The 23892-nt window shown below is 63.4% G+C and carries 20 protein-coding genes; 9 read left to right on the top strand and 11 right to left on the bottom strand.

The window, feature by feature from the left end; all coding sequences use genetic code 11:
• Positions 1 to 13: 13 nt before the first annotated feature.
• The 11 genes from NTD84_RS25520 to NTD84_RS25470 form a co-directional block, all read right to left on the bottom strand.
• Positions 14 to 1846, bottom strand: coding sequence for a DUF1302 domain-containing protein (locus NTD84_RS25520; RefSeq protein ID WP_262171384.1), 1833 nt, complete (start codon positions 1844 to 1846; stop codon positions 14 to 16).
• Between the two features lie 166 nt (positions 1847 to 2012).
• Positions 2013 to 2801 carry a crotonase/enoyl-CoA hydratase family protein gene (locus tag NTD84_RS25515; RefSeq protein WP_262171382.1) on the bottom strand — a complete coding sequence of 263 codons (789 nt, stop codon included), beginning with the start codon at positions 2799 to 2801 and terminating at the stop codon, positions 2013 to 2015.
• 11 nt (positions 2802 to 2812) lie between these two features.
• Positions 2813 to 3808, bottom strand: a complete 996-nt coding sequence (locus tag NTD84_RS25510) for an acyl-CoA dehydrogenase family protein (protein ID WP_262171380.1) — start codon at positions 3806 to 3808, stop codon at positions 2813 to 2815.
• A 21-nt stretch (positions 3809 to 3829) separates the two neighbouring features.
• Positions 3830 to 4987, bottom strand: coding sequence for an acyl-CoA dehydrogenase family protein (locus NTD84_RS25505; protein WP_262171378.1), 1158 nt, complete (start codon positions 4985 to 4987; stop codon positions 3830 to 3832).
• The gene (locus tag NTD84_RS25500) at positions 4984 to 6192 is read right to left on the bottom strand and encodes a lipid-transfer protein (protein WP_262171377.1); all 1209 of its coding nucleotides are present in this window, start codon (positions 6190 to 6192) and stop codon (positions 4984 to 4986) included. Before NTD84_RS25500 ends, NTD84_RS25505 begins: the two co-directional genes overlap by 4 nt.
• A gap of 31 nt (positions 6193 to 6223) precedes the next feature.
• The gene (locus tag NTD84_RS25495) at positions 6224 to 7363 is read right to left on the bottom strand and encodes an acyl-CoA dehydrogenase family protein (protein ID WP_262171376.1); all 1140 of its coding nucleotides are present in this window, start codon (positions 7361 to 7363) and stop codon (positions 6224 to 6226) included.
• 353 nt (positions 7364 to 7716) lie between these two features.
• Positions 7717 to 9249, bottom strand: a complete 1533-nt coding sequence (locus NTD84_RS25490; RefSeq protein ID WP_262171374.1) for an acyl-CoA synthetase — start codon at positions 9247 to 9249, stop codon at positions 7717 to 7719.
• Positions 9240 to 9674 (bottom strand): PaaI family thioesterase, encoded by a 435-nt coding sequence (locus NTD84_RS25485; RefSeq protein ID WP_262171372.1) that lies wholly within the window; start codon positions 9672 to 9674, stop codon positions 9240 to 9242. Before NTD84_RS25485 ends, NTD84_RS25490 begins: the two co-directional genes overlap by 10 nt.
• Positions 9674 to 11230: an acyl-CoA synthetase gene (locus NTD84_RS25480; RefSeq protein ID WP_262171370.1), complete on the bottom strand. Its 1557-nt coding sequence runs from the start codon at positions 11228 to 11230 to the stop codon at positions 9674 to 9676. The genes NTD84_RS25485 and NTD84_RS25480 overlap by 1 nt, the downstream gene beginning before the upstream one ends.
• A 42-nt stretch (positions 11231 to 11272) precedes the next feature.
• Complete coding sequence (locus NTD84_RS25475; RefSeq protein WP_262171368.1) at positions 11273 to 12076, bottom strand: enoyl-CoA hydratase/isomerase family protein; 804 nt, start codon at positions 12074 to 12076, stop codon at positions 11273 to 11275.
• A 50-nt stretch (positions 12077 to 12126) separates the two neighbouring features.
• A complete protein-coding gene (locus NTD84_RS25470; protein WP_262171367.1) occupies positions 12127 to 13281 on the bottom strand; it encodes a CaiB/BaiF CoA transferase family protein in 1155 nt (384 codons plus the stop codon).
• 196 nt (positions 13282 to 13477) lie between these two features.
• Between NTD84_RS25470 and NTD84_RS25465 the strand changes: the two genes are divergently transcribed.
• The 9 genes from NTD84_RS25465 (at position 13478) to NTD84_RS25425 (ending at position 23815) form a co-directional block, all read left to right on the top strand.
• Positions 13478 to 16291, top strand: a complete 2814-nt coding sequence (locus NTD84_RS25465) for a LuxR C-terminal-related transcriptional regulator (protein WP_262171365.1) — start codon at positions 13478 to 13480, stop codon at positions 16289 to 16291.
• Positions 16292 to 16719: 428 nt separating this feature from the next.
• Positions 16720 to 17820 carry an acyl-CoA dehydrogenase family protein gene (locus tag NTD84_RS25460; protein ID WP_262171783.1) on the top strand — a complete coding sequence of 367 codons (1101 nt, stop codon included), beginning with the start codon at positions 16720 to 16722 and terminating at the stop codon, positions 17818 to 17820.
• Between the two features lie 26 nt (positions 17821 to 17846).
• Positions 17847 to 19031 (top strand): lipid-transfer protein, encoded by a 1185-nt coding sequence (locus tag NTD84_RS25455; RefSeq protein ID WP_262171363.1) that lies wholly within the window; start codon positions 17847 to 17849, stop codon positions 19029 to 19031.
• Positions 19032 to 19061: 30 nt separating this feature from the next.
• Complete coding sequence (locus NTD84_RS25450; protein WP_059402654.1) at positions 19062 to 19502, top strand: MaoC family dehydratase N-terminal domain-containing protein; 441 nt, start codon at positions 19062 to 19064, stop codon at positions 19500 to 19502.
• 14 nt (positions 19503 to 19516) lie between these two features.
• Positions 19517 to 19933: a MaoC family dehydratase gene (locus NTD84_RS25445; RefSeq protein ID WP_262171361.1), complete on the top strand. Its 417-nt coding sequence runs from the start codon at positions 19517 to 19519 to the stop codon at positions 19931 to 19933.
• 29 nt (positions 19934 to 19962) lie between these two features.
• On the top strand, positions 19963 to 20787 hold the full coding sequence (locus tag NTD84_RS25440) for an SDR family NAD(P)-dependent oxidoreductase (protein WP_262171359.1): 825 nt from the start codon (positions 19963 to 19965) through the stop codon (positions 20785 to 20787).
• Between the two features lie 65 nt (positions 20788 to 20852).
• A complete protein-coding gene (locus NTD84_RS25435; protein ID WP_262171357.1) occupies positions 20853 to 21497 on the top strand; it encodes a TetR/AcrR family transcriptional regulator in 645 nt (214 codons plus the stop codon).
• A complete protein-coding gene (locus NTD84_RS25430; protein WP_262171355.1) occupies positions 21494 to 22126 on the top strand; it encodes an SDR family NAD(P)-dependent oxidoreductase in 633 nt (210 codons plus the stop codon). Before NTD84_RS25435 ends, NTD84_RS25430 begins: the two co-directional genes overlap by 4 nt.
• A 102-nt stretch (positions 22127 to 22228) precedes the next feature.
• Positions 22229 to 23815, top strand: a complete 1587-nt coding sequence (locus tag NTD84_RS25425) for an arylsulfatase (RefSeq protein ID WP_262171353.1) — start codon at positions 22229 to 22231, stop codon at positions 23813 to 23815.
• The last annotated feature ends 77 nt before the right edge of the window (positions 23816 to 23892 follow it).

Raw genomic sequence — 23892 nt, 5'->3', positions numbered from 1 at the left:
TGGCAGGGTTGCATCAGAAATTCACGCCGAAGCTGAGCGCAACGTAGTCGCGGTCGACGTTGGTGTTGAAATCGCCACCGAAGTAATTGGTGTAACTCAGGCTGGCGGTGTAGGTGTTCAGGTAATCGGCGTCGAGCCCCAGGCTGACCGCCTTGGACCCTTCATCGAAGTTCGGGCCGTAACCGGACACGTCATGGGACCAGGCGATGTTCGGCGACAGGTTGATGCCGGCGATCACGTTCTGGTAATCCAGCTTGCCGCGCACGCGATAGCCCCAGCTGTTGCTGGTGTAGAAGCCATCGTCGTTGCACTCCTGCGCAGGGTTGCTGGCGGACGCGGTACCTGGCGCGGTGCCTCGGCAGGTCGCCGCGCCGACGACGCCTGGCAGTTCACCCGAGCCGAACGCCGGGCTGCGACCGAAACGCAGGTCGGAACCGTCGGCCTTGCCCAGGCCATTGATGTGGTTGTAACCCACCTCGCCGACCACGGTCAGGCGACTGGCGCCGAGCACCTGATCGAAAAACTGCGTGGCCGTCACCTGTGCCTGGGTTACCGGCATGCGCTTATAGCCGTTCACCTCGGCACCGAGCGTGCGCCCGGCAAAACCGGTGGTGATCAGCGGCGACGTCGCACCGAAGGTCGCGGCGGACAGCAGGTCGGCGGTGTTCAGTTGCAGCGGCATGTTCGGCCGGTAGCTGACCTCCCCGCCCAGGGACACGCCCGAAACGTTGGTCTGGAAGCTCAGGCCATACAGGCGAATATCCTCCGGGTAATCGATGAAGTAACTCGTGCTGCGTGCCGAGGCCACGCCACCCGCCGCGCTGGTCATCTGATTGATGCTCAGGTACGGATTGCGGCTGTGATAGTTCATCGCGTAGGCGCCGAATTCGGTGTCGTTCATCTCCGGAACGTACCAGCGCAGGGCCAGGCCATACTGACCGCTGTCCCGCGCATCGTTGTCTTTCAGGCGCGGAATGAAAGCGTCGTCCCTTCCCGCCGCGATGGCGGCAAGGCTGCCGGTGTTGCTGGCCGCCCCTGGCGGCAGGTCGAGGCCGGCAATGACCAGGCGGTCGTTACAGCCTTGGGGCACACCGTCGCTGCCAAAAAACGTGCCGCAGTTATCGACCACCGATTTATCCCACTCCAGCTGATAAAACGCCTCGGCGGTGATGTTGTCGGCAAGGCCCTGGGACACGTAGAGCAAGTTGACCGGAATCAGGCCTTCTTTCACTTCCGCGCCTGGACGGCGAAGCGCCGCGACGTCGATCGGGTTGATGCTGTTGATCGAGTTGCCGATGAACGTACTTTCGCCCCAGCTCACCACTTGCTTGCCGAGCCGCACGTTGCCGACCTGATCGCCGATCGTGTAGTTGTGGTAGACGAAGCTGTCGAGGAACATCGCCCCCGACGACTTGGCCGCGCGATCACGCCCGCTGTCGTCGATGTCGTAGAAGGGACGGCTCTCGTCCATCAGTTCGAAGTCGTACCAGTACTTGCCGCGCACAAAGGCGCCGCTGTCGCCGTACTTCAATTCCAGGTCGTGCACACCCTTGAAGATCTTCGAGAACGTTTCGCCCTTCTTGAAGTTCAGGCGGTTGTCGTCCGTGGTCCGGGACGCGGACTTGCCACCGCTGACGCCTTGCGAGTTGAAGTTGGAAATGAAGGTCTTGTCCGGGTCGGCCGCCGACCAACTGGCACCGATGGACAACGACGAATCGAACTTCCCCTGAATCTCCCCGATGTTGAAATCAACAGCGTGAGCCTGCTGGCTCGCGCAAGTGGCAACCATTACAGCTACGGCCAGCAGACTTGGCTGGAAGACTCCGCGCATTGTTGTTTTTGTCATGCGGTTTCTCCGGTTAAGGATGACGTGGTGAGCCCTCATGCTAGCGAGGCGCCCCTGAGGTCCTGACACCCGAATGGGTGATTTGGATGAAGTGTTTTCCTGAGATTTTTCTACCGCGTAACGCCCGTTTTGAGCGGCGTTCAGCGAGCGTTACTGTCGGTGACATTCAGCCGGTAAACGCCGCCGGACGCTTCTCGATGAACGCCGCCACGGCCTCGTGGTGATCGGCGGTCTGGTGCGACAGCACCTGAAACGACGCGGACATTTCCAGCAGCGTGTCGAGCCGGGTGTGCATGCCTTCGCGCATCAACCGCTTGGCCAGCCGCACCGCGTGCGGCGGGTTGGCCGCAATCGCCGTGGCGATTTCACGGGCTGCGTCCAGCAATCGGTCGGCGGGTACGACGCGGGACACCAGGTTCCATTCCGCGGCCTGGCGCGCATCGATCATTTGTCCGGTCAGGGTCAGCTCGCTGGCGCGAGACATGCCGATGATCCGCGGCAACAACCACGCACCGCCGTCCCCCGGAATGATCCCCAACTTGACGAAACTCTCGGCGAACTTGGCCTGCTCCGACGCGACGCGTATGTCGCACATGCACGCCAGGTCGAGGCCGGCACCGATGGCGGCACCGTTGACCGCGGCAATCACTGGCACTTCGAGGTTGAACAACGCCAGGGGCAAGCGCTGAATGCCCGTGCGGTATTCCTGCCGCAACTCCATGCCCGACATTCGCGCGTAGCGGTCCATGTCGCGCACGTTGCCACCGGAGCAAAACGCAGTGCCGGCGCCTGTGATAATCACCGCGCGCACACTGCTGTCGCGTTCGATCCGTTCGATGGCGTCGAGGAACTCCGGCACCGCGCTGTTGCCGGTCAGGGGGTTGCGGCGTTCGGGGTCATTCATGGTCAGGGTGACGACATGACCGTGCTGCTCGTACTGCAAAAATGGGCTCATGGCAGAGGTCCTTAAGCGGATTGGATGACGTGGCGAGCGAACTCGCTGACGGTGACGCCGGGCTGCGCCAGGAATGCCTGGCCGACGATGCCGTTCCACCAGGTTTCCGAGCCTTCGCTGACGCGCCACTCGTGCAGGCGGCGGGTGAACAGTTGCAAGTCGAGCTCTTCGGTCACGCCGATGGCACCGAACAACGCGTGGGCGGTAGCGGCCACTGACGGCACCGCCAGGCTGGCGCGCGCCTTGGCGACGGCGGTGGGAATCAATTGCGGGACCGGATGCTCGCCGGCGAAGGCTGACTCCGCGGCGATTCGCGACGCGGCCACCTGCTCGGCCATCACGCTGAGCTGATGCTGGACCGCCTGGAATTTGCCGATGGGCCGGCCGAACTGAACACGGTCATTGCAGTACTCAAGCGTCATGTCGAGTACCTGCTCCATGGCACCGGCGATGGCCGCGGCATGAATGGCCGCGCTGAACAGCCGAACCTCCTCACCGTTGCCGCCCAGCGATTGGCCAAGGTTGTCCGGCGACCAATGCAACGTGGCGCACTGACTGGCATGAACACCGTCGGGCTGACGTCGTGCCTGACTGCAATCGAGCAGCAGCAACTCGCCGTCGAGGTTGACCAGGGCAAAATCAGCGAGCATGCCGTAGGCCAGTCGCGGTACGCACAGGCTGCCATCGGTTTCACGATAAGCGCAGCCGGACAGGGTCAGCATGCCGGCCGGTGGCGCGTACGGGCAGTCGCGCATCAGGGCCCGGGCGGCGATGCTCTGGGCGGCCGGAACCGGCAGCGCATGGCGACCGAAGGCGAGGAAAATCGGGAACAGCGCGGCCATCCCCAGGCCCGCGCCGTCGGCCACTTCCGGGGTCAACAGCTCCAAGAAGCCGCCCTCTTCCAGCGCGCGCCACAGCGTCCCGGCGCCGTCGCCGTTTTCCACTGCGCGGACCACGTCCGGTGTGCACAGGTCAATCAGAATTTTTTCTATGGCTTCAGTGAACATCTCGATGCTTCCTATTCGATATCAACGCAGGCCAAGGCCGCGGGCGATCATGCCGCGCAAAATTTCCCGGGTGCCGCCACGCAACGAGAAGGTCGGCGCGACCTGGCTCAGGTACGCGACGGTGCGGTACAGCTCAGCGTCCATCGGCGCCTGCGGATCGGCGCTGATCGACGCGGCAATCGCTGCGGGGATCGCTTGCTCGAATTCAGTGCCGATGTCCTTGACCAGCGCGGCCTCGACCACCGGGCTTTCACCCCGGGCGAGCAAGGCGGTCAACGCCAGCGAAAGGGTGCGCAGGCTGGTGAGCTGGGTGAGGAAACTGCCCAGCAACGCCGCTTCGGCGGCAGTGGCACCGTTGCGGCGCAAGGTGTCGGCCCACAGATCGAGCAGCACCACGCTGGAGTAGAAACGCTCCGGCCCGCTGCGCTCGAACGCCAGCTCGGCGTTCACCTGTTTCCAGCCACTGCCCTCCTCGCCCACCAGCGCGTCGTCGCCCAGCAACACGTCGTCGAAGGCCACTTCGGAGAAATGCGCATCACCGGCGAGATCAACGATCGGTCGCACGCTGATACCCGGTTGCTTGAGATCGATGATGAATTGCGACAGGCCGTTCTGACGGTCCTCGGGAACGCCACTGGTACGCACCAGTGCGATCATGTAATCGGCGTGATGGGCGTTGGTGGTCCAGACCTTGCGGCCGCTCAAGCGCCATCCACCTTCACAGCGGGTCGCACGACTGCGCACGCTGGCCAGGTCGGAACCGGCGTTCGGCTCACTCATGCCGATGCAGAAAAAAGCGCGCCCGGCGCAGATGCGCGGCAGGTAGAAATCCTTCTGCGCGTCGCTGCCGAACTTGAGGATCAGCGGACCGCTCTGGCGATCGGCGATCCAATGCGCAGCCACCGGGGCACCGGCCGAGAGCAGTTCCTCGACCAGTACGAAGCGGCTGAACGCATCCAGCCCGGCGCCACCGTAGGCGTGCGGCAACGTCAGGCCGACCCAGCCGCGCCGGGCCAGGTTGCGACTGAAACCGGCGTCGAATCCGGTCCAGCTGCGCGCCCGCACATCGGCTGCAACCGTCGGCAGATGCTCGGCGAGAAAGCCCCGGACCTCTGCACGAAAGGCTTCCGCGTGGTCGGGCAATGCGGTCAGGCGAAACGCATCGAGCAGGCTGCTCACCGGGCACCCCCGTTGGCCTTTCCGTACAGCGTGATCACGCAGGCACCGCCCAGACCGAGGTTGTGCGCCATGGCCAGGCGCGCGCCGTCGACCTGGCGCTGATCGGCATTGCCGCGCAGTTGCTGGGTCAACTCGTAGCACTGCGCCAGCCCGGTGGCGCCCAGTGGATGCCCCTTGGACAGCAAGCCACCCGATGGGTTGATCACGATTTGCCCGCCATAGGTATTGTCGCCGTCCATCACGAATTTCTCGGCGCCGCCCTCCGGGCAGAAGCCCAGCGACTCGTAGCAGATCACTTCGTTTTGCGCGAAGCAGTCGTGCAATTCGCAAACGTCGATGTCTTGCGGACCGACGCCGGCCTTTTCGTAGACCTGACGCACCGCCGCGTGAGTCATGTGCGTGCCGACCCAGTCGAGCATCGACGGTTGTTCGAAGTTGAAGGATTCCGGGGTGTCGGTGGTCATCGCCTGGGCAATGATTTCCACATCACGGCGCAGACCATGCTTTTTCGCAAACCGCTCGGAAACGAGGATCGCCGCAGCGCCGCCACAGGTTGGCGGGCACGCCATCAAACGGGTCAACACCCCTGGCAGAATGACCGGGTCATTCATCACGTCTTCGACGCTAAGCACCTTGCGAAAAAGCGCCAGCGGGTTGTTGGCTGCATGACGGCTGGCCTTGGCGCGCACCGCGGCGAAGGTTTCCATCCTGGCGCCGTACTTCTGCAAGTACTCGCGTCCCGCGCCACCGAACGTACGGATGGCTTGCGGCATGCCATCCATGTCGGCGGTGAGGCCGCGCAGGATCGGCAGGAAACGCTCGCGGGTCGGCGGGCGATCATCCCAATGGGATTTCAGCGCACCGGCCTGCATCTGTTCGAAACCCACCGCCAATACGCAATCGGCAGAGCCGGATTCGATGGCCTTGCGCGCCAGGTACAACGCGGTGGAACCGGTGGAGCAGTTGTTGTTGACGTTGACCACCGGAATCCCGGTCATGCCAACTTCGTAGAGCACGGTCTGGCCGCAGGTGGAGTCGCCGTAGACGTAGCCGGCGTAGGCTTCCTGCACAAGGTGGTAGTCGATCCCGGCATCGGCCAGGGCGCGGCGCACCGCTTCGGCGCCCATCTGCACGTAGGTCGGGCTGTCGCTGGGCTTGCGGAACGGGATCATGCCGACGCCGGCAACCAGTACTTTTTCGCTCATGGTGTCACCTGAAAAAATGCGTGGAAAAGGATCACAACTGGCGCGCGATCAGCTCGCGCAACACTTCACTGGTGCCACCGAAAATCCGCGTCACGCGCATGTCGACGAAGGCCCGGGCAATCGGGTACTCGAGCATGTAGCCGTAGCCACCGTGCAGCTGGACCATGTCATCGATGCACCTGCACAGGGTTTCGGTGGCGAAGAGTTTGGCGATGGCCGACTCCTGCACGGTCAGGCGCCGGCGCATGTGTTCGCCGATGTAGTGATCCACCGTCAGGCGCACGGCGGTGGCCTGGGCCTTGATGTCGGCGAGCTTGAATTTGGTGTTCTGGAAGTCCCAGACGGTCTGGTTGAAGGCCTTGCGGTCCTTGACGTACTCGACGGTCTGCTCGAGCAAGCGTTCAAGTTTGGCGGCGCTGTACAGGGCAATGACCAGACGCTCTTGCGGCAACTCTTCCATCAAGTGCATGAAGCCTTTGTTCTCTTCCCCAAGCAGGTTGCCCACCGGCACGCGCACGTTGTCGAAGAACAGTTCAGCGGTGTCGGCGGCATGCTGGCCGACCTTTTCCAGCTTGCGCCCGCGACGGAAGCCTTCACGGTCGCACTCGACTACGATCAGGCTGCATCCCTTGGCGCCGGCGCCCGGATCGGTCTTGCACACCACCACGACCATGTCGCAGGTCAGGCCGTTGCTGATGAAGGTCTTGCTGCCGTTAATCACCCATTCGTCACCGTCACGCACAGCGGTGGTGCGGATGGCCTTGAGGTCGGAGCCGGTACCAGGCTCGGTCATGGCCACGGCAAGCACGGTTTCACCGGCGCAGATTTTCGGCAGCCATTTCTGCTTTTGCTCTTCGGTGCCCAGACGCACGATGTACGGCGCGACGATGTCGGAATGCACCCCCAGGCTCCAGCCCGAGACACCGGAACGGTAAAGCTCCTCGATCAACACCGCCGAATGCCCGAAGTCCCCGCCACCGCCGCCGTATTCGGTAGGCACGGTGAGGCACAGCAGGTTGTGGCGACCGGCCTTGAGCCAGGTTTCCCGGTCCACCTGCCCGGCCTCGTCCCACTGCGCCTGCTTCGGCAGGCATTCACGCTCAAAGAAACGCCGCGCGGTTTCACGCAGCATTTCGTGGTCTTCACGGTAGACGGTACGGTTGATATGCATCGGGATCTCCAGTGGATGCCAGGCAGGCGTGCGCCCGGTTCGTGGGATCAATGTAGTGATGGGGGGTGGGTCATGAAGCCACCCGGATCGGGTAGCGAAAATCGAAGTCCGAAACAGCCCTCTGTAGGAACTGGCGTGCCAGCGATGAGGGCCTCAGGCATGGCGGTGAATGTAAGGACGCCTTCGCGAGCAAGCCCGCTCCCACCGTTTTCGGCGTGCACGCATTTTCACGAACGACACAGCACCGGTGGGAGCATGGCTTGCCCGCGAAGAGGCCCGCACAGTCAACATCATTGGTGACTGACACACCGCCTTCGCGAGCAAGCCCGCTCCCACCGGGTTTGTATATGTAGTCAGGCGTGGGGTTTACGCAGCTCGCGCTTGAGAACCTTGCCAGCCGCCGAGAGCGGTAAGGTGTCGCGAAATTCGATGCTCTTCGGGCATTTGTAGCCGGCGATGAAGTCGCGGCAGTACGCGCGCAATTGCGCTTCATCGACCTCGGCGCCGGGCTTGAGCACCACCACCGCATGCACCGCTTCGCCCCACTGTTCATGGGGGATGCCGATCACCGCCGCCAATGCCACCGCCGGGTGGCGGGCGAGGACGTTTTCGACTTCGGCGGAGTAAACGTTCTCGCCACCGCTGACAATCATGTCCTTGAGACGGTCGACGATGAACAGGTAACCCTTTTCATCCATGTAGGCGCCGTCGCCGGTGTACAGCCAGCCATTACGCAGCGCCCTGGCCGTCTCCTCGGGTTTGTTCCAGTAGCCAAGCATGATGTTCGCCCCGCGCACGATGATCTCGCCCACCGTGCCACGCGGCACTTCATTGCCTTGCGGATCGACGATCTTCACGTTGACCCCCAGGCCGCCGCGCCCCACCGAACGCGACAACCCGCTGATGCGCGCTTCGGGTGTGTGATTCCACGGCAGGTTGCTCGACACCACCGGGCACGCCTCGGTCAAGCCATAGGAATGGGACAGCTCGATCTCCGGAAGCCGCGCGAGCACCTGCTCGACCATTTCGCCGGCACTGGGCGATGCACCGTAAGTCAGGCGTCTGAGGCTGCCGAGGTCATAGGTTTCGAAATCGGGATGGGCCAACAATGCAAGGATCATGGTTGGCACCAGCAGCGTCTCGGTCACCCGCTCGCGCTCGATCACCCGCAACACGGCTTGCGCATCGAAGCCCGATACCAGCACATGGCTCTCGCCGGCCAGAAACTGGATCAACGCCCGCGCCATGCCAGCGATATGAAACAGCGGCGCGACATGCAGCAGCAGGCCATTGCGTACCGGCGGCATATCGACCATGCGCGGCATGCACGCCGACCACAGATTCAAATGCGACTGCATGACGCCCTTGGGAAAACCGGTGGTACCACCGGTATACATGATGCAGGCGAGGTCATCGCCGCCGCGTCCGGCGTCCTCGATCGGCGTCGCATGGGCGATCAGTTGCTCGTAACCAAGCATGCCCACCGGCACCTCGCCGTCCCCGGCGTAAATGAATCGCGGCACCTGGCGGGCGGTTTTGCGGATGCCTTCGGCCAGCCCCGCGAAGTGTTCATCGACTATCAGGATGCCGGTTGAACAATCGTCCAGGGAGTAGACAATCTCGGGCACGCTCCAGCGGGTGTTGACCGGGTTGAGCACCCCGCCGCCCCACCACACGCCCATGATGTATTCCAGGTAGCGATCGGAGTTCAGCGCCAGCATGCCGACCCGATCCCCCGCGGCCATGCCCAGGTTTTGCAGGGCACCTGCCAGGCGCCCGACGCGATCACCAAACTGGCGATAGCTCTGACGGCGGTCACCGAAGATCGTCGCGAGATGGTCAGGGTCCTGTTGCAAGGTCCGTTGCAGGCATTGAGTCAGGTACATGGCGTCTTGCCTTTCCAGGTGGTGAAGACACCGTTGGCCCGCAACACCAGGCGCGCGCCCACCTTCAACAGGCAACTGGCGTTGATGAATGTGCCACCGTTCTTCAGCACCTCGACATGCGCCTCCAGCCAGTCGCCTTCGCGCACCGGGCCGATGTAATCGATGTTCAGATTGACCGTCAGCGCCACTGTCTGCGACTTCGACTGGCGCCGCAAAATGACCCCGAAGGCGCTGTCCGCAACCGTGGCGAGAAAGCCGCCATGGGCGATGTGCACGTAATTGAGATGATGCGCCTGGAGGCGCACCGCCAGGATCGGCTGCTCATCGTGGACAAAAAATTCACCGCAGTTGCGCAAGAAGCCCGAGCGTTTTTCCAGTGCCGTGAAGCCCTCGGGAATCGTCACGCTGCCGTTCAACGAAGACATCAGCTCACTCCCCGGTCCTTGCCGGCCCAGAACGGCTCGCGCAGGTCGCGCTTGAGCACCTTGCCCGCGCCGGACAGCGGCAGGGCCGGACGGAACTCGACGGTCTTCGGGGTCTTGTAGCCTGCAATCTGTCGGCGGCAGTGTTCAATGATCTCCGTGCCCTCGGCTTCAGTGCCGGGTTTGAGCACGATCACCGCGTGCACCGCTTCGCCCCACTGCCCGCAGGGAATGCCGATCACCGCACACGCCGCAACGGCCGGATGACTGGATATCGCGCTCTCGACCTCGCCCGAGTAAACGTTCTCGCCACCGCTGACGATCATGTCCTTGAAACGGTCGACGATGTACAGGTAACCGTCCTCGTCCATATAGGCACCGTCGCCGGTGTGCATCCAGCCGCCGCGCAGGGCCTGGGCGGTTTCCTCGGGTTTGTTCCAGTAGCCGAGCATGATGTTCGGGCCCCGGACCAGCACCTCGCCGACCATACCGCGTGGGACTTCGTTGTCGTGTTCGTCGACGATGCGCACCGTCACCCCGAGCCCCGGCCGCCCGGCCGAACGCAAGCGGCCATTGGCGATGCCCTCGGCGCTGTGGTTTTGCGGACCGTTGGCGGAAATCGGCGGCGCGGCTTCGGTCATGCCGTAGCCCTGGGTGAACTCGACGTTCGGCAGGGCCTTCAACGCCAGCTCCAGCAACGGCACGGCAATCGGCGAGGCGCCGTAAGTCAGGCTGCGCAGGCAGCTCAGGTCATGCTGGGCAAACATCGGATGCATGATCAGCGCCTGCAACATGGTCGGCACGATCAGGATGTCGGTGATCCGCTCGCGTTCTATGGTTTGCATCACGTCCAGCGCGTCGAAGGCCGGGACGAAGATGCTCGGCAGGCCGAGCAATGAGATCAGGATCACCCGCGACAGCGCCGCCAGGTGAAACATCGGGGCGATCTGCAGCGTCAGCGCATCCGCTGGCACCGGCACATCCGCCGCCCGTGCCACGGCCGCCGACCACAGGTTCATGTGCGACTGCATCACGCCTTTCGGCCGCCCGGTGGTGCCGCCGGTGTACATGATGCTGGCCAGATCGTCGCCCCCCCGGAAAGCGTCATCGACCGGTGCGGCATCGCCGATCAACTGCTCGTAGGACAGCATGCCGTCCGGGGCCGGACCGTCGCCGACGTGGATCAGCAGCGGGCGCACCCTGGCGCTGCTGGCGATCGCTTCGGCCATGGGCAGGAAGGTGTCATCGATCATCAGGATGCGCGTGTCGCAATCGTCCAGCGAGTAGACGATTTCCGGAACACTCCAGCGGATGTTCACCGGATTGACCACGCCACCGCCCCACCAGGTGGCCAGGAAATACTCGAGGAAGCGGTCGGAATTCAGCCCGAGCAGGCCGACCCGATCGCCGGTCTGCATGCCCAGGTTCTGCAAGGCGCCGGCGAGCCGCGCGACCCGGTCGGCCAGTTCGGCATAGGTACGACGACGGTCGCGGAACACCGTCGCCAGGGCATGGGGTCGTTGCTGCAGGACGCGGTGCAGTCCCTGGGTCAGATACATGGAGCTCTCCTGTGAATTATTGTTGTCAGGTGGGGTGCAGCGTCAGGCACCGGTGTATCTGGGTGTGCGTTGCTCGGCCTGCGCCAGGCGCCCTTCGGCGTGATCCGCGCTGTCGCGCAGCAACCCCCAGTGCAGGTGGGCCTGGATCACGAAATCCCGGGGCGTCAGGTGAGCGGTCTGCACCGCCAGTTGCTTGATCGACTGCACGGCCAGCGGGCCATTGGCGGCAATCCGTTCCGCCAGGGTCAGGGCCGCCGCCAGCAACCGGTCCTGGGGCAACAAGTCGATGATCAGTCCGATGCGCAAGGCTTCCTGGGCGCTGATCGGCTCACCGGTCAGGGCCATTTTCATCGCGTGGGCGGCAGGCACCGCGCGCAGCAGGTATTGCACGCCGCCTGCTGCCGGAAGCGTCGCGTCGCGTACCTCCGGCAGAGCGAAGGTGGCGTTGGCCGTGGCGATACGCAGGTCGCATTGCAACGCCAGTTCAAGACCGGCGCCCAGGCATGCACCGTTGATCGCGGCGATCACCGGTTTCCAGATGTCCAGATCGCTAAGGTCGAACAGCCGTGCATAGCCACCCTCCTCGGCTTCGGTCTCGCGGCTTTTCAGCGCCCCGGCGACGAAACCGACCGGCGCGCGCGCCGGCTCCCGCAGGCTCGCACCACTGCAGAAGGCGCGATCACCAGCACCGGTGAGCACGATGACCCGCACTTGTTCGTCGTCCTGGCAGGCCACCAGCGTTTTGCGCAGGTGCATCAGGTCGCTGACGCTCAGCGCATTGTTCGCTGCTTGTGCATCGAGCGTGATGAATGCCACGTGCTCGACGATCTTGAACTGAATGGCCATGGACTGACTCCTGCGCGCCGGAATTTCTAAGAGGTTGTTATGGATGACGCTCAGGCCATGAAGCCCAGGCCCAGTTCACGCAGACGCTCGATGGCCAACGTGTCGAAGCCCCAATCGCGCAGCGCTGCGTCGCCCTGTTCCCCACGCTGCGGTGCCGGTCGCGGCTGGGCCGAGGGGGTGTTGAGAAACCGTGGCGCCGGCACTGGCTGAACCACGCCATCGACTTCGATGAAGCTGCCACGCGCCACGCTATGGGGATGTTTGGCGGCTTCGGCCAAACCCAGCACCGGCACGACACAGGCGTCGCTGCCAGCGAAGGCCTCGGCCCATTGCGTACGGGTGCGACTGCGGAAGGCTGTGGTCAATGCTTCACGCAAGCGCGGCCAACCGGCCCGGTCGTGTTGACGCGGAAGATCGGCACCGGTCAGCCCGAGGATTTCCAGCATCTCGGCGTAAAAACGCGACTCGATCGGCCCGATCGACATGTGCTGGCCATCGAGGGTTTCGTAGGTGTCATACCACGGTGCGCCGCCGTCCAGCAGGTTGCTCCCGCGTTGCTCAGTCCAGTGCCCGCCCGCCAGCAGGCCCCAGATCACCGAACCCAACTGCGCGGCCCCCTCGGTCATGGCGGCATCGACCACCTGCCCCGCGCCGCCACGCTGCACGTTGAGCAACGCCGCCAGGACGCCCATCGCCAGCAACATGCCGCCACCGCCGTAATCGCCCACCAGGTTGAGCGGCGGCACCGGGCGCCCGCCGGCCGGACCGATAGCGGACAACACACCGGACAAAGCGATGTAATTCAAGTCATGGCCGGCGCGATCCGCCATCGGCCCGGTCTGCCCCCAGCCGGTCATGCGCGCATACACCAGTCGCGGGTTGCGCGCCAACGTGACATCCGGCCCGAGGCCAAGGCGCTCCATGGTGCCGGGGCGAAAGCCTTCGATCAGCACATCGGCACGTTCGATCAATTCCAGCGCGGCGGCGACGCTTTCCGGGCGTTTCAGGTCCAGGGTGACCGAGCGCCGATTGCGCCCGGTCACGTCGGCGCGCTTGCCTTCGAACTTCGGTCCGAGGTCGCTCGCCGCCACCGGTCGGTCGATCCGCACCACGTCGGCGCCCATGTCGGCCAGCAGCATCGTGCCAAAAGGCGCCGGGCCGATTGCCTCAAACTCCACCACTCGAATGCCGCTCAGTACGCCCATCGATACCGCTCCACTGTTATGACGGGGCACCAGCAGCACCCCTATTTTTGTGCCATCCAGTAGACCAATCCCCATTCAGCCAACCACCACCCGCATCGGGTGGCGGATGCCAAACACAGGGCCATGTCATGCAGGCTGTGCGTTACACTCCGATGGATTGAATGCATTTACATAACAAAAAGATTCGGACAGCCCCATGGACAAACCCCGCAAGCCCAGTGCCTCGGACACGCCCGCCAGTCAGGTCTTGCAGCCGGCACAGTCACCGGTGGTCAGCAGCAAACTGATACCGCCGCGCAGTGCCGGGCGGCTGATCTCCCGCGAACGGCTGCAGGAGCAAATGCTCAAGGCACGTCGCCAGCGCTGTATCGTGCTCAAGGGCCCGGCGGGTTGCGGCAAGACCTCGACGCTGATCGCCTGGCGTCAGGCGCTGTTGCCGCTGGGCTTCGATGTCGCCTGGCTGACGCTGTCGGCGGACGACAACGAACTGACGCGGTTCATGGACTATTTGCTGGCCAGCCTGGGGCAAATCGATCCGGCCCTGGTGCATGAGGCGACCCAGCTGGAAGGTCGCGGCATCGACAGTGAAGCGGTGGAACGCACCGTGATCACGCTGGTGCGCAGCATCGCCAACCGTGGCCGGGAGCTGGTGCTGGTGCTCGACGACCTGCATCACCTGACCGACGTCGGCATTCATCAGGCCCTGCAATGGTTGATCGACTACGCGCCGGTCAATCTGCACCTGGCATTGGTGTCGCGCAGCGCCGTACCGCTGTCGCTGGCGCGGTTGCGCAGCCAGGAGCTGGTGCTGGAACTGAATCTGCGGGACTTGCGTTTCACCCCGGCCGAGTCCGAACAGTTTCTCAAGGCACAGCTGGGCGAGATCAGCGCTCGCGACGCCAAACTGATGCACGAGCTGACTGACGGCTGGGTCGCCGGGCTGCAACTGCTGGCGGTCAGCCGCAAGAAAAACCGCCCGAGCGCCACGGCGTCCGACCAGACTCAGGTGCGCGACGATCAAGCATTCGCCAGGTTTTTTGAAGTCGAGGTGCTGTCCCATCTGTCACCGACGGACCTCGACCTGATGCTGCTCATGGCCGTCTGTAACCGTTTTTGCGCCTCTTTGTGCGCAGCCCTCAGTGGCAATCCGGACGCGATCCGCGAAGCCAATGCCCTGCTCGCGCGCCTGGAACGGGACAACCTGTTCCTGATCCCGGTGGACAGTGCCGGCCGTGAAACCTGGTATCGCCTGCACCCGTTGCTGCGGGAAACCCTGCTCAAATATTTCGATTCGCGCAGCAAGACCGAACAACAGATTGTGCACTCACGCGCATGGGCATGGTTCCGCGACCATCAGCACCTGGATGAGGCGGTGCACCATGCGGTAATGGCCGGCAACCCGAACGCCGCGGCCGATCTGGTCGAGCAGCATGCCGAGGCCCTGTATGCCCACGGCGACCTGCGAATGCTGATCGAGCTGGTCCGGCTGCTGCCGCTCGAGCAGGTGCAGGCGCGGGTGAAACTGCGCATTCTCAAGGCCCGGATGCAGCTCTATGGGCGGGATTTCAATGCCTGCACCCTGAGCCTCGATCAACTGTTCAATGATGTGCCGGAACAGGACGTCCACGACCGTTTCATGATCGCGTTGCTGCGGGCCTCCCTCGCCTTGCAACGGGATGACACCGAAGCGGCGATGACGGTCCTGCCGCAATTGCTCAGCCCGCCGCCCGGCAGCAACAGCGTTGCCATCGGTTCCTGCGCGAACATTCTGTCCTGGCTCTACATGCACCGGGGCGAATACGAAAAGGCCCGTCAGGTGCAACTCGATCGCCCGGCATTGCTGATCAACGGTGAACCGCTGCTCGGAACCACGGCCGGCAGTCTTCAGGGGCGCTGCATGATTGGCCTGAGCCATGCCCTCGAAGGCCAGATGAAGCAGGCGGAACGGGTTTACCGGGATGTAATGCATGAAGCCGCGCACTGCGGCAAGGCCGGGGCCGACGCGACTTACCTCTCGGCTGCGTTGCTGGGCGAGGTGCTTTACGAAACCAATGATGTCGATGCAGCGTTCAAGCTGCTGTCGGGCTGGATCGACATTCTGGAGCGGATCTCGATTCCCGACTCGGTGCTGCGCGTGCTCCAGGTGTTGTGGAATGTGCAGTGGCTGGCGGGCAACCATCAGGAAGCCCTGGCGTTCGTCGAGCGACTCGATGAATACGCGATCAAACTTGGCCTCGAGCGACTGCAGGCGTATTGCCTGACCTGGCAGGTTCGGTGGCTGATGCTGCTCGGTGAGTCGACACAGGCCCAGGCCAAACTGGCGCGCCTGGAGGCCATCGATGCGCGGCATCCGGATGCCGGGCAAACGGCGCTCAAGGAAATTCACATACTCGCCGAGAACGCGCGAGCGCGCTGGCAGATTCATCAGGGCGACCTGGACGGCGCATTGAAGCGCATCGAGCAACTGATCGAGACGTGCGAGTTGCACCGCCGCCAGCTCGGCACGGTGCGCCTGCTGGTGCTGAGTGCGGTGATCGAATCCCAGCGCGGCAATCCGGACGCGGCCCGCGACAAAGTCATGGAAGCGCTGCGCCGCGGGCAACGCTTCGGGCTGTTGCGCAGTTTGCTTGACGCCCATCCGGATGCACTGGCGCTGATTTCGGACATCGCCAGCCAGGAAACCCTGGACCCGGTGCTGGCGTACTATGTGGAGCGTCTGCAAGCGGCCCAGGTCACGGCGCCCTCCGTTGCCAAAAACAAGCCGTCACCGGCGACAGCGGGCAAGCCGCTCAACGCGGGTATCGAGCCGTTGAGCGAGCGGGAAATCGAAGTCGTGCGCCTGCTCGCCCAGGCCCTGCCCAACAAAAAAATCGCCCGCGCGTTGGGGCTATCCCCGGAAACCGTGAAATGGCACCTGAGCCACATCTACAGCAAGCTCGGCGTCAGCAGCCGCGATGAAGCCGTGGCGCGCGTGCGGGACCTGGAATCCCGGGACGACACGGGCCAGTAGGACCGGGCTCAGTCCTCTCAATGTTGAATGCACTGACGCCTTCGCGAGCAAGCCCGCTCCCACAATGGTCCCAGGTAACCGCAGCTTTTTTGCACACCCCATAACTCGGTGGGAGCGGGCTTGCTCGCGAAGAGGCCGGCACAGCCAACATCACTGCGGCCTGACACGCCGCCTTCGCGAGCAGGCTCGCTCCCACATTGACCGCAGGTGACCACAGGCTTTTTGCGCACCCCATAACCCCGTTATTCGTTGAACGGCCTCCTGCCACCCACCTCGGGTGGCGTTCCGGCCAGGCCTCCGACCTATCGTAAACCTCAGTCAACAGGCGCACCTCGCGCCTTGCATCAGCGCCAGGCGCAAGCCGGGTCGTGATCATTGAGGAGTCTTGCGTGCCTATCGCCCGAACCGTTTTCCGCGACGACCATGAGATGTTCCGCACCACCGTGCGGCGCTTTTTCGAACGCGAATGCCTGCCGCGTCAGGCCGCTTGGGATGCAGCGGGTCAGGTCGACCGCGAAACCTGGCTCAAGGCCGGTCGCGAAGGGTTGCTCGGCATCACCCTGCCGCTCGAATACGGCGGCGGTGGTGGCGACTTCGGTCATTGCGCAGTGTTCAACGAAGAGTTCGCCCGGGCCGGTGTGAGTGGCGCTTATTTCGGCATGCACTCCGACGTTATCGCCCCATACATCAATCGTTGCGGCAGCGAAGAACAGAAGAAAAAGTGGCTGCCCGGAATCTGCGCCGGCGAAATCATCCTCGCCATCGCGATGACCGAACCCGGCACCGGCAGCGACCTCAAAGCCGTGCGCACCACAGCCGTCCTCGACGGCGACGAGTACGTGATCAACGGCAGCAAGACTTTCATCAGCAACGGCCTGACCGCCGACCTGATCATCGTCGTGTGCAAGACCGATCCGGCCGCGGGTGCCAAGGGCATCAGCCTGATCGCAGTGGAAGCCAGTCGTGCTGGCTTCAAGCGTGGCCGCAAACTGGAGAAGGTCGGCCAGCACGCCCAGGACACCGCCGAACTGTTCTTCGACAACGTGCGTGTGCCGGTCGGCAATCGCCTCGGCGAAGAAGGCCTGGGCTTTACCTACCTGATGGGCGAACTGCCGCAGGAGCGCTTTTCCATTGCCGTGTCCGCCGCCGCCAAACTCGAACGCTTGCTGGAACAGACCGTCGACTACGTGAAAGACCGCAGAGCCTTCAACCAGACCGTCTGGGACTTCCAGAACAGCAAGTTCAAGCTCGCCGACATCAAGGCCCAGGCCATCGCCATGCGCGTGATGGTCGATTACTACCTTGGCGAGCATATGCGTCGGCGCCTGACCCTCGAGGAAGCCGCCATCGCCAAGCTCTACACCACCGAAACCCTGTGGAAATGCATCGACGACATGGTCCAGCTGCACGGCGGCTACGGCTACATGATGGAGTACCCGATTGCCCGCGCGTTCGTCGATTCCCGCGTCAATCGCATCTACGGCGGCACCAGTGAAGTCATGCGCGAACTGATCGCGCGCAAGCTCTGACCCTCAAAACAAAAAGGAAAAGTACGATGAGCCAAAAGGTATTCGTTGCCGGCGTCGGCATGATCCAGTTCAAGAAACCGGGGACCAACGAACCCTACGACGTCATGGGTGAACAGGCGATTCGCCAGGCCCTGGCTGACTCGGGCCTGGACTTCAACCACATTCAGCAGGCCTACGCCGGCTACGTCTACGGCGACTCCACCTGCGGTCAAAAAGCCTTGTACCGCGTGGGCATGACCGGCATTCCGCTGATCAACGTCAACAACAACTGCGCCACCGGTTCCAGCGCCCTCTTCCTTGCACGCCAGGCCGTGCAAAGCGGCGCGGTGGAGTGCGCACTGGCCTTCGGCTTCGAACAGATGAACCCGGGTGCCCTGAAGTCCGCCTGGAGCGATCGCGCACCGGCCACCGAGCGCGCGCTCGAACTGGCCAACGAACTGATCGGCATGCCTGACCTGCCCAATGCCATCCGCCAGTTCGGCGGCGCCGGCTACGCGCACATGCAAAAGTACGGCACGCGCCTGGACACCTTCGCCAAAATCCGCGCCAAGGCCAGCCGTCACGCCGCCAACAACCCGCTGGCGGTGTTCCGCAACGTGGTCAGCACGGAAGAGGTCATGGCCGCCCCCATGCTGTGGGAAGGTGTGATGACCCGCCTGATGGCGTGCCCGCCGACCTGTGGCGCCGCCGCGACGATCGTGGTCTCCGAAGCCTTCGCGAAAAAGCACGGCCTGCGCACCGACGTGTTGATCGCGGGTCAAGCGCTGACCACCGACCTGCCGAGCACCTACGACACCCGGGACATGATTCGCGTAGTCGGTTTCGACATGACCCGTATGGCCGCCGACATCGCCTACAACCAGGCCGGCATCGGCCCGAGCGACATCGACGTCATCGAGTTGCACGACTGCTTCGCGCAAAACGAGCTGCTGACCTACGAAGGCCTGGGCCTGTGTGCCGAAGGCGCTGCCGAGCAACTGGTCAACGACGGCGACAACACCTACGGCGGCAAATGGGTGACCAACCCGTCCGGTGGCCTGCTTTCCAAAGGCCATCCGCTGGGCGCCACCGGCCTGGCCCAGTGCTACGAGCTGACCCATCAATTGCGCGGCACCGCCGAGCAACGCCAGGTGCAGAGCGCGCGCATCGCCGTGCAGCACAACCTCGGCCTGGGCGGTGCCTGCGTGGTCACCGTTTACCAGAAGAACTGACGCGTCCGGTATTCAAGAGGAGCCCTTCAGATGATCGACAAGAAACACATCGGCCGGCAGCTGCCGACCTTCCTCGCGACCGCGGAAGCCGGGCAACTGCGCTTCTTCGCCAAGGCCATCGGCGAGACCAACCCGATCTACTTCGACGAGCAAGCCGCCCGTGACGCCGGCTATCCCGGACTGCCGCTGCCGCCGACCTTCCTGTTCTCCCTGGAATTCCAGATCCCGTCCAACGCCTGGCGGGACGAACTGGGGATCGTCACCGCGCGCATCCTCCACGGCGAAGAGTCGTTCCGTTACCACCGCATGGCCTATGCCGGCGACACGCTGCGCTTTGACGTGCGCATCGCCGACATCTACGACAAGAAGGGTGGCGCGCTGGAGTTCGTGGTGCGCGAAACCCGGGTCACCAATCAGCACGGTGAGCACGTCGCGGACCTGCGTAGCGTGCTCGTGCAGCGCAACAGCTGAAACGGAGAACACTGATGAACGCGATAAGCCTGGAAAAAATCAACATCGGCGACACGTTGCCGCCGCTGGTCCTGCCGCCGATCAACCGCACCACGCTGGGCCTGTTCGCCGGCGCGTCGGGCGATCACAACGCCATTCACATCGACACCGATTACGCACGCAAGGCCGGCATGGCCGACGTGTTCGCCCACGGCATGTTGTCGATGGCCTACCTCGGTCGCCTGCTCACCCAATGGGTCGATCAGCGTCAGTTGCGCGAGTTCGCGGTGCGCTTTCTGGGCATCACCCACCTGGGCCATCAGATCACCTGCAGCGGCACCGTGGTCGATCGCTTCGAAGCAGACGGCGAGCAGCGGATCAAGGTCGAAGTGCGCACCACCAACCAATACGGCGAAACCAAGATCGTTGGCGATGCCGTGATCGCTCTGTAAACAAACCCAAGAATTGAGGAGCAACACCCATGGCAAAACTCGAAGGCAAAGTCGCACTGGTCACCGGCTCCGGTCGTGGCATCGGCCAGCAGATCGCCCTGAAGCTGGCGAGCGAAGGTGCACGTATCGTCATCAACGACCTGGACGCCGATCCGGCCCACGAGACCGCGCAACTGATTCGCAAGATGGGCGGTGAAGCCGCTGTGTGCCACGGTAACGTCAGCGCACCGGACTTCGGTGACCGCTACATCAAGACCGCAATGGACCACTTCAACGGCATCGACATCATCGTCAACAACGCCGGTTACACCTGGGACGACGTGATCCAGAAGATGAGCGACGAGCAGTGGTACGCGATTCTCGACTGCCACATGACTGCACCGTTCCGCATCCTGCGCGCGGCCTACCCGATCATCAAGGCCCAGGCCCTGGCGGACGCGGCGGCAGAGCGCGAAGTGTTCCGCAAAGTAGTGAATATTTCTTCGGTATCGGCGCTCAACGGTAACGCCGGGCAGACGAACTATTCCTCGGCCAAAGCCGGCGTGATCGGCATGACCCGGGCCCTGGCCCGTGAATGGGGACGTTTCAAAGTCAATGTCAACGCCGTGGCTTTCGGTTTCATCGAGACCCGCATGACCAAGGCCGACGCCCACGCCGGTGCCACGGTGAACATCGAAGGCCGTGACATTCGCGTCGGCATCAGCCCGGAAGCCGCCAAATCGTTCGCTCAACGCAACCCGCTGGGTCGTCCGGGCACGGTGCAGGAAGCGGCCGATGCCGTGTACCTGTTCTGCTCGCCGGAGTCGAACTACATCACCGCGCAGACCATCGCGGTCGCCGGCAACTTGCAATAACCGTAACGGGTCCTGTAGGAGCGGGCAGACTCGCTCCTACAGGACCAGGGCCACAGGATCCCACCATGAACATGACTGAAATCAACATCCGCCTGGCCGCCATCAAACTGATCTCGCGTAACGGCTACGAGTCGATGAGCCTGCGCCAGCTCGCGGCCGAAGCAGGCATCAACGCCTCGACGCTGTACATCTACTACAAAGGCAAAAACGAGCTGTTGCTGGAACTGATTCTGGAATACCTCCAGGGCCTGACCCGGGAGTGGGGCCGTTGCCGTCCCAAAACCGCCAGCGCCGACGTCAAACTGCGCGCCTTCATTGCCTGCCACGTGCGCTATCACCTGGAACATCAGGATGAAGCGATGCTCGGCAACCTGGAGTTCAGAAGCCTCGGCGAAGAAGACCTGCAGCAGGTGCGCCAGGCCCGACGCCTTTATCTGCGAGCCTTGCAGGAGCTGCTTGAACAAGGTGTCAGGGAAGGTTCGCTCAGTTGCGCCGAACCGAAGCTGATGGCGCGCACGCTGTTCAACATGCTCACCCACGCCTGTGTCTGGTATCAGGCCGAGGGTCGCTGGGGCATCGACGATGTGATCGGCCATTACTCGGAACTGGTCCTGAAAATGCTCGGTGCCACGCCTGTCCCCTCGCCTCGCCTGTCGGTGCCGCGTCCGGCCATCACCCGCCGTAGCCTGCCGCTGGAGGTGCGCCCATGACGGACCTCATGCAACCGTTCTCGATGGCCGGCAAGACCGTACTGGTGGCGGATGCCGCAACACGCCTCGGCGCGCATTTCGCCCGCCTGATCAGCCTGGCCGGCGCCCGCGTGGCCATCGGCGCGCAGCACCCGGCGCAACTGGAACAGTTAGCGGCCGACTTGCGCTGGGACGGCGGTGAAGTCCTGATCGTCGAGCTCGACAGCGCGCGTCGGCCCAGCATCGAGGCCGCGCTGAAGGCCGTACAGGAGCGTTTCGGCAGTGTCGATGTGCTGATCAACAACAGCGCCGAGCGTGACCACATTGCCTTGAACAACCACATCGTCCACTGCACCAGCCTGCACATGATCGAGGCCGAGCGCGGCGGCAGCATCGTCAACATCGACCCACCGCCCCGCCCTATCTCCGAGTCCAATCCATGCCTGCGCCCCAACAGCAGCCTGATCCGCATGAGCCGTGCCATGGCCCAGTCGCTGACGCCCCATAGAATCCGGGTGAACGTTATTGCCGCCGGACGCAGCCAGGATGCGGGCCTGCAAGAACTCAACGGGCCGTTGCTACTGTTGGCCAGCGGCGCGGGCGCCAGCGTGACCGGTGCCGTGCTGCAGATCGACAGCCCCGCCGCCTGACGTTGCAACGCCACCTGATACGGGTGGCGCGCTCGGGTTGACGGTTCTCGAACATGGCCATTGGTCGCTGTTCGCGACGCCCGTCAACAAGGAGCCAGTCAGATGACTCGCATAACAAAGTGGCTGCCGACACTCGCCCTGGTGGCGGCTTCGGTCCTGGCGATTCCGGCAACCGCCGGGGCCGCTGAAAAACCCAACATTCTGGTGATCTTCGGTGATGACATCGGCCAGACCAACATCAGTGCCTATTCCATGGGCGTGGTCGGGTACAAGACGCCCAACATCGACCGGATCGCCCATGAAGGCATGCTGTTCACCGACTACTACGCGGAAAACAGCTGCACCGCCGGGCGCTCGTCGTTTATCACCGGTCAGACGCCACTGCGTACCGGCCTGTCGAAAGTCGGCGTGCCGGGCGCGCCGATCGGTATTCAAAAACGTGACATCACCATCGCCCAGGCACTGAAGTCCCAAGGCTATGCGACAGGCCAGTTCGGCAAGAACCACTTGGGTGACAAGGATGAATTCCTGCCGACCAACCACGGTTTCGACGAGTTCTTCGGCAACCTCTATCACCTCAATGCCGAGGAAGAGCCGGAGCGCGCCTACTGGCCCAAGGACGACCCGGATTTCGTCAAGTCGCGAACGCCGCGCGGCGTGATTCACAGCTACGCCGACGGCAAGATCGAAGACACCGGCGCGCTGACGGCCAAGCGCATGGAAACCATCGACGATGAAACCACCGCGGCGGCCCAGGCGTTCATCGAGCGGCAGGCCAAGTCGGACAAACCCTTTTTCGTCTGGATGAACACCACCCGCATGCACCTGTTCACCCACGTGCGCGATTCGATGAAGGGCCAGAGCGGCATGCCCGGCAACGAGTATGCGGATGGCATGCTCGAACATGACGGTGACGTCGGCAAACTGCTGAAAACCCTCGACGACTTGAAAATCGCCGACAACACCATCGTCGTCTACACCACCGACAACGGCCCGAACCAGTTCTCCTGGCCGGACGCGGCGACCACGCCGTTCCGCAACGAGAAGAACTCCAACTGGGAAGGCGCTTATCGCGTACCGGCGATCATCCGCTGGCCGGGCAAGATCAAGGCCGGTGAAGTGTCCAACGAAATGTTCTCGGGCATGGACTGGTTCCCGACGCTGCTCGCCGCTGCAGGCGATGCCGACGTGAAAGACAAGCTGCTCAAAGGCTGGGCGCCGACGTCTGGCGTCAGCAACTTCAAGGTGCACCTGGACGGCTATAACCAGCTGCCTTACCTGACCGGCAAGCAGCCGAAAGGTGAGCGTCGCGAGTTCTACTACTTCAACGACGACGGCGTGCTGGTGTCGATGCGCTTCGACAACTGGAAAGTGGTCTTTGCCGAACAGCGCGAACCCGGTGGTTTTACCGTGTGGAGCAGCCCTTTCGTGCCGCTGAGAGTGCCGAAACTGTTCAACCTGCGGATGGACCCTTATGAGCGGGCCGACGTGGTGTCAGACCAGTACTACGACTGGACCGTGAAGAACTCCTACCTGCTGGCCGCCGGCGTGGCGAAGGCGGCGAGGTTCCTCCAGACCTTCATCGAATACCCGCCCAGCCAGAAACCGGCGAGCTTCAGCATCGACCAGATTCGCGCGGCAGTGGATGCGAAAATCGAGGAAAAAGCCAGGGCCCAGGCTAAGCCGTAACGCGACGCCGCTTGAGCCTTGCGTCGACTTCACGGACGCCATCGCCGGCAAGCCGGCTCCTACAGTGGATCTGCGGT

The sequence above is a fragment of the Pseudomonas sp. 14P_8.1_Bac3 genome (genome assembly GCF_025466085.1).
Classification (GTDB): Bacteria; Pseudomonadota; Gammaproteobacteria; order Pseudomonadales; family Pseudomonadaceae; genus Aquipseudomonas.
The sequence above is the reverse complement of the archived record's forward strand: the minus strand, read 5'-3'. Positions and strand labels throughout refer to the sequence as shown.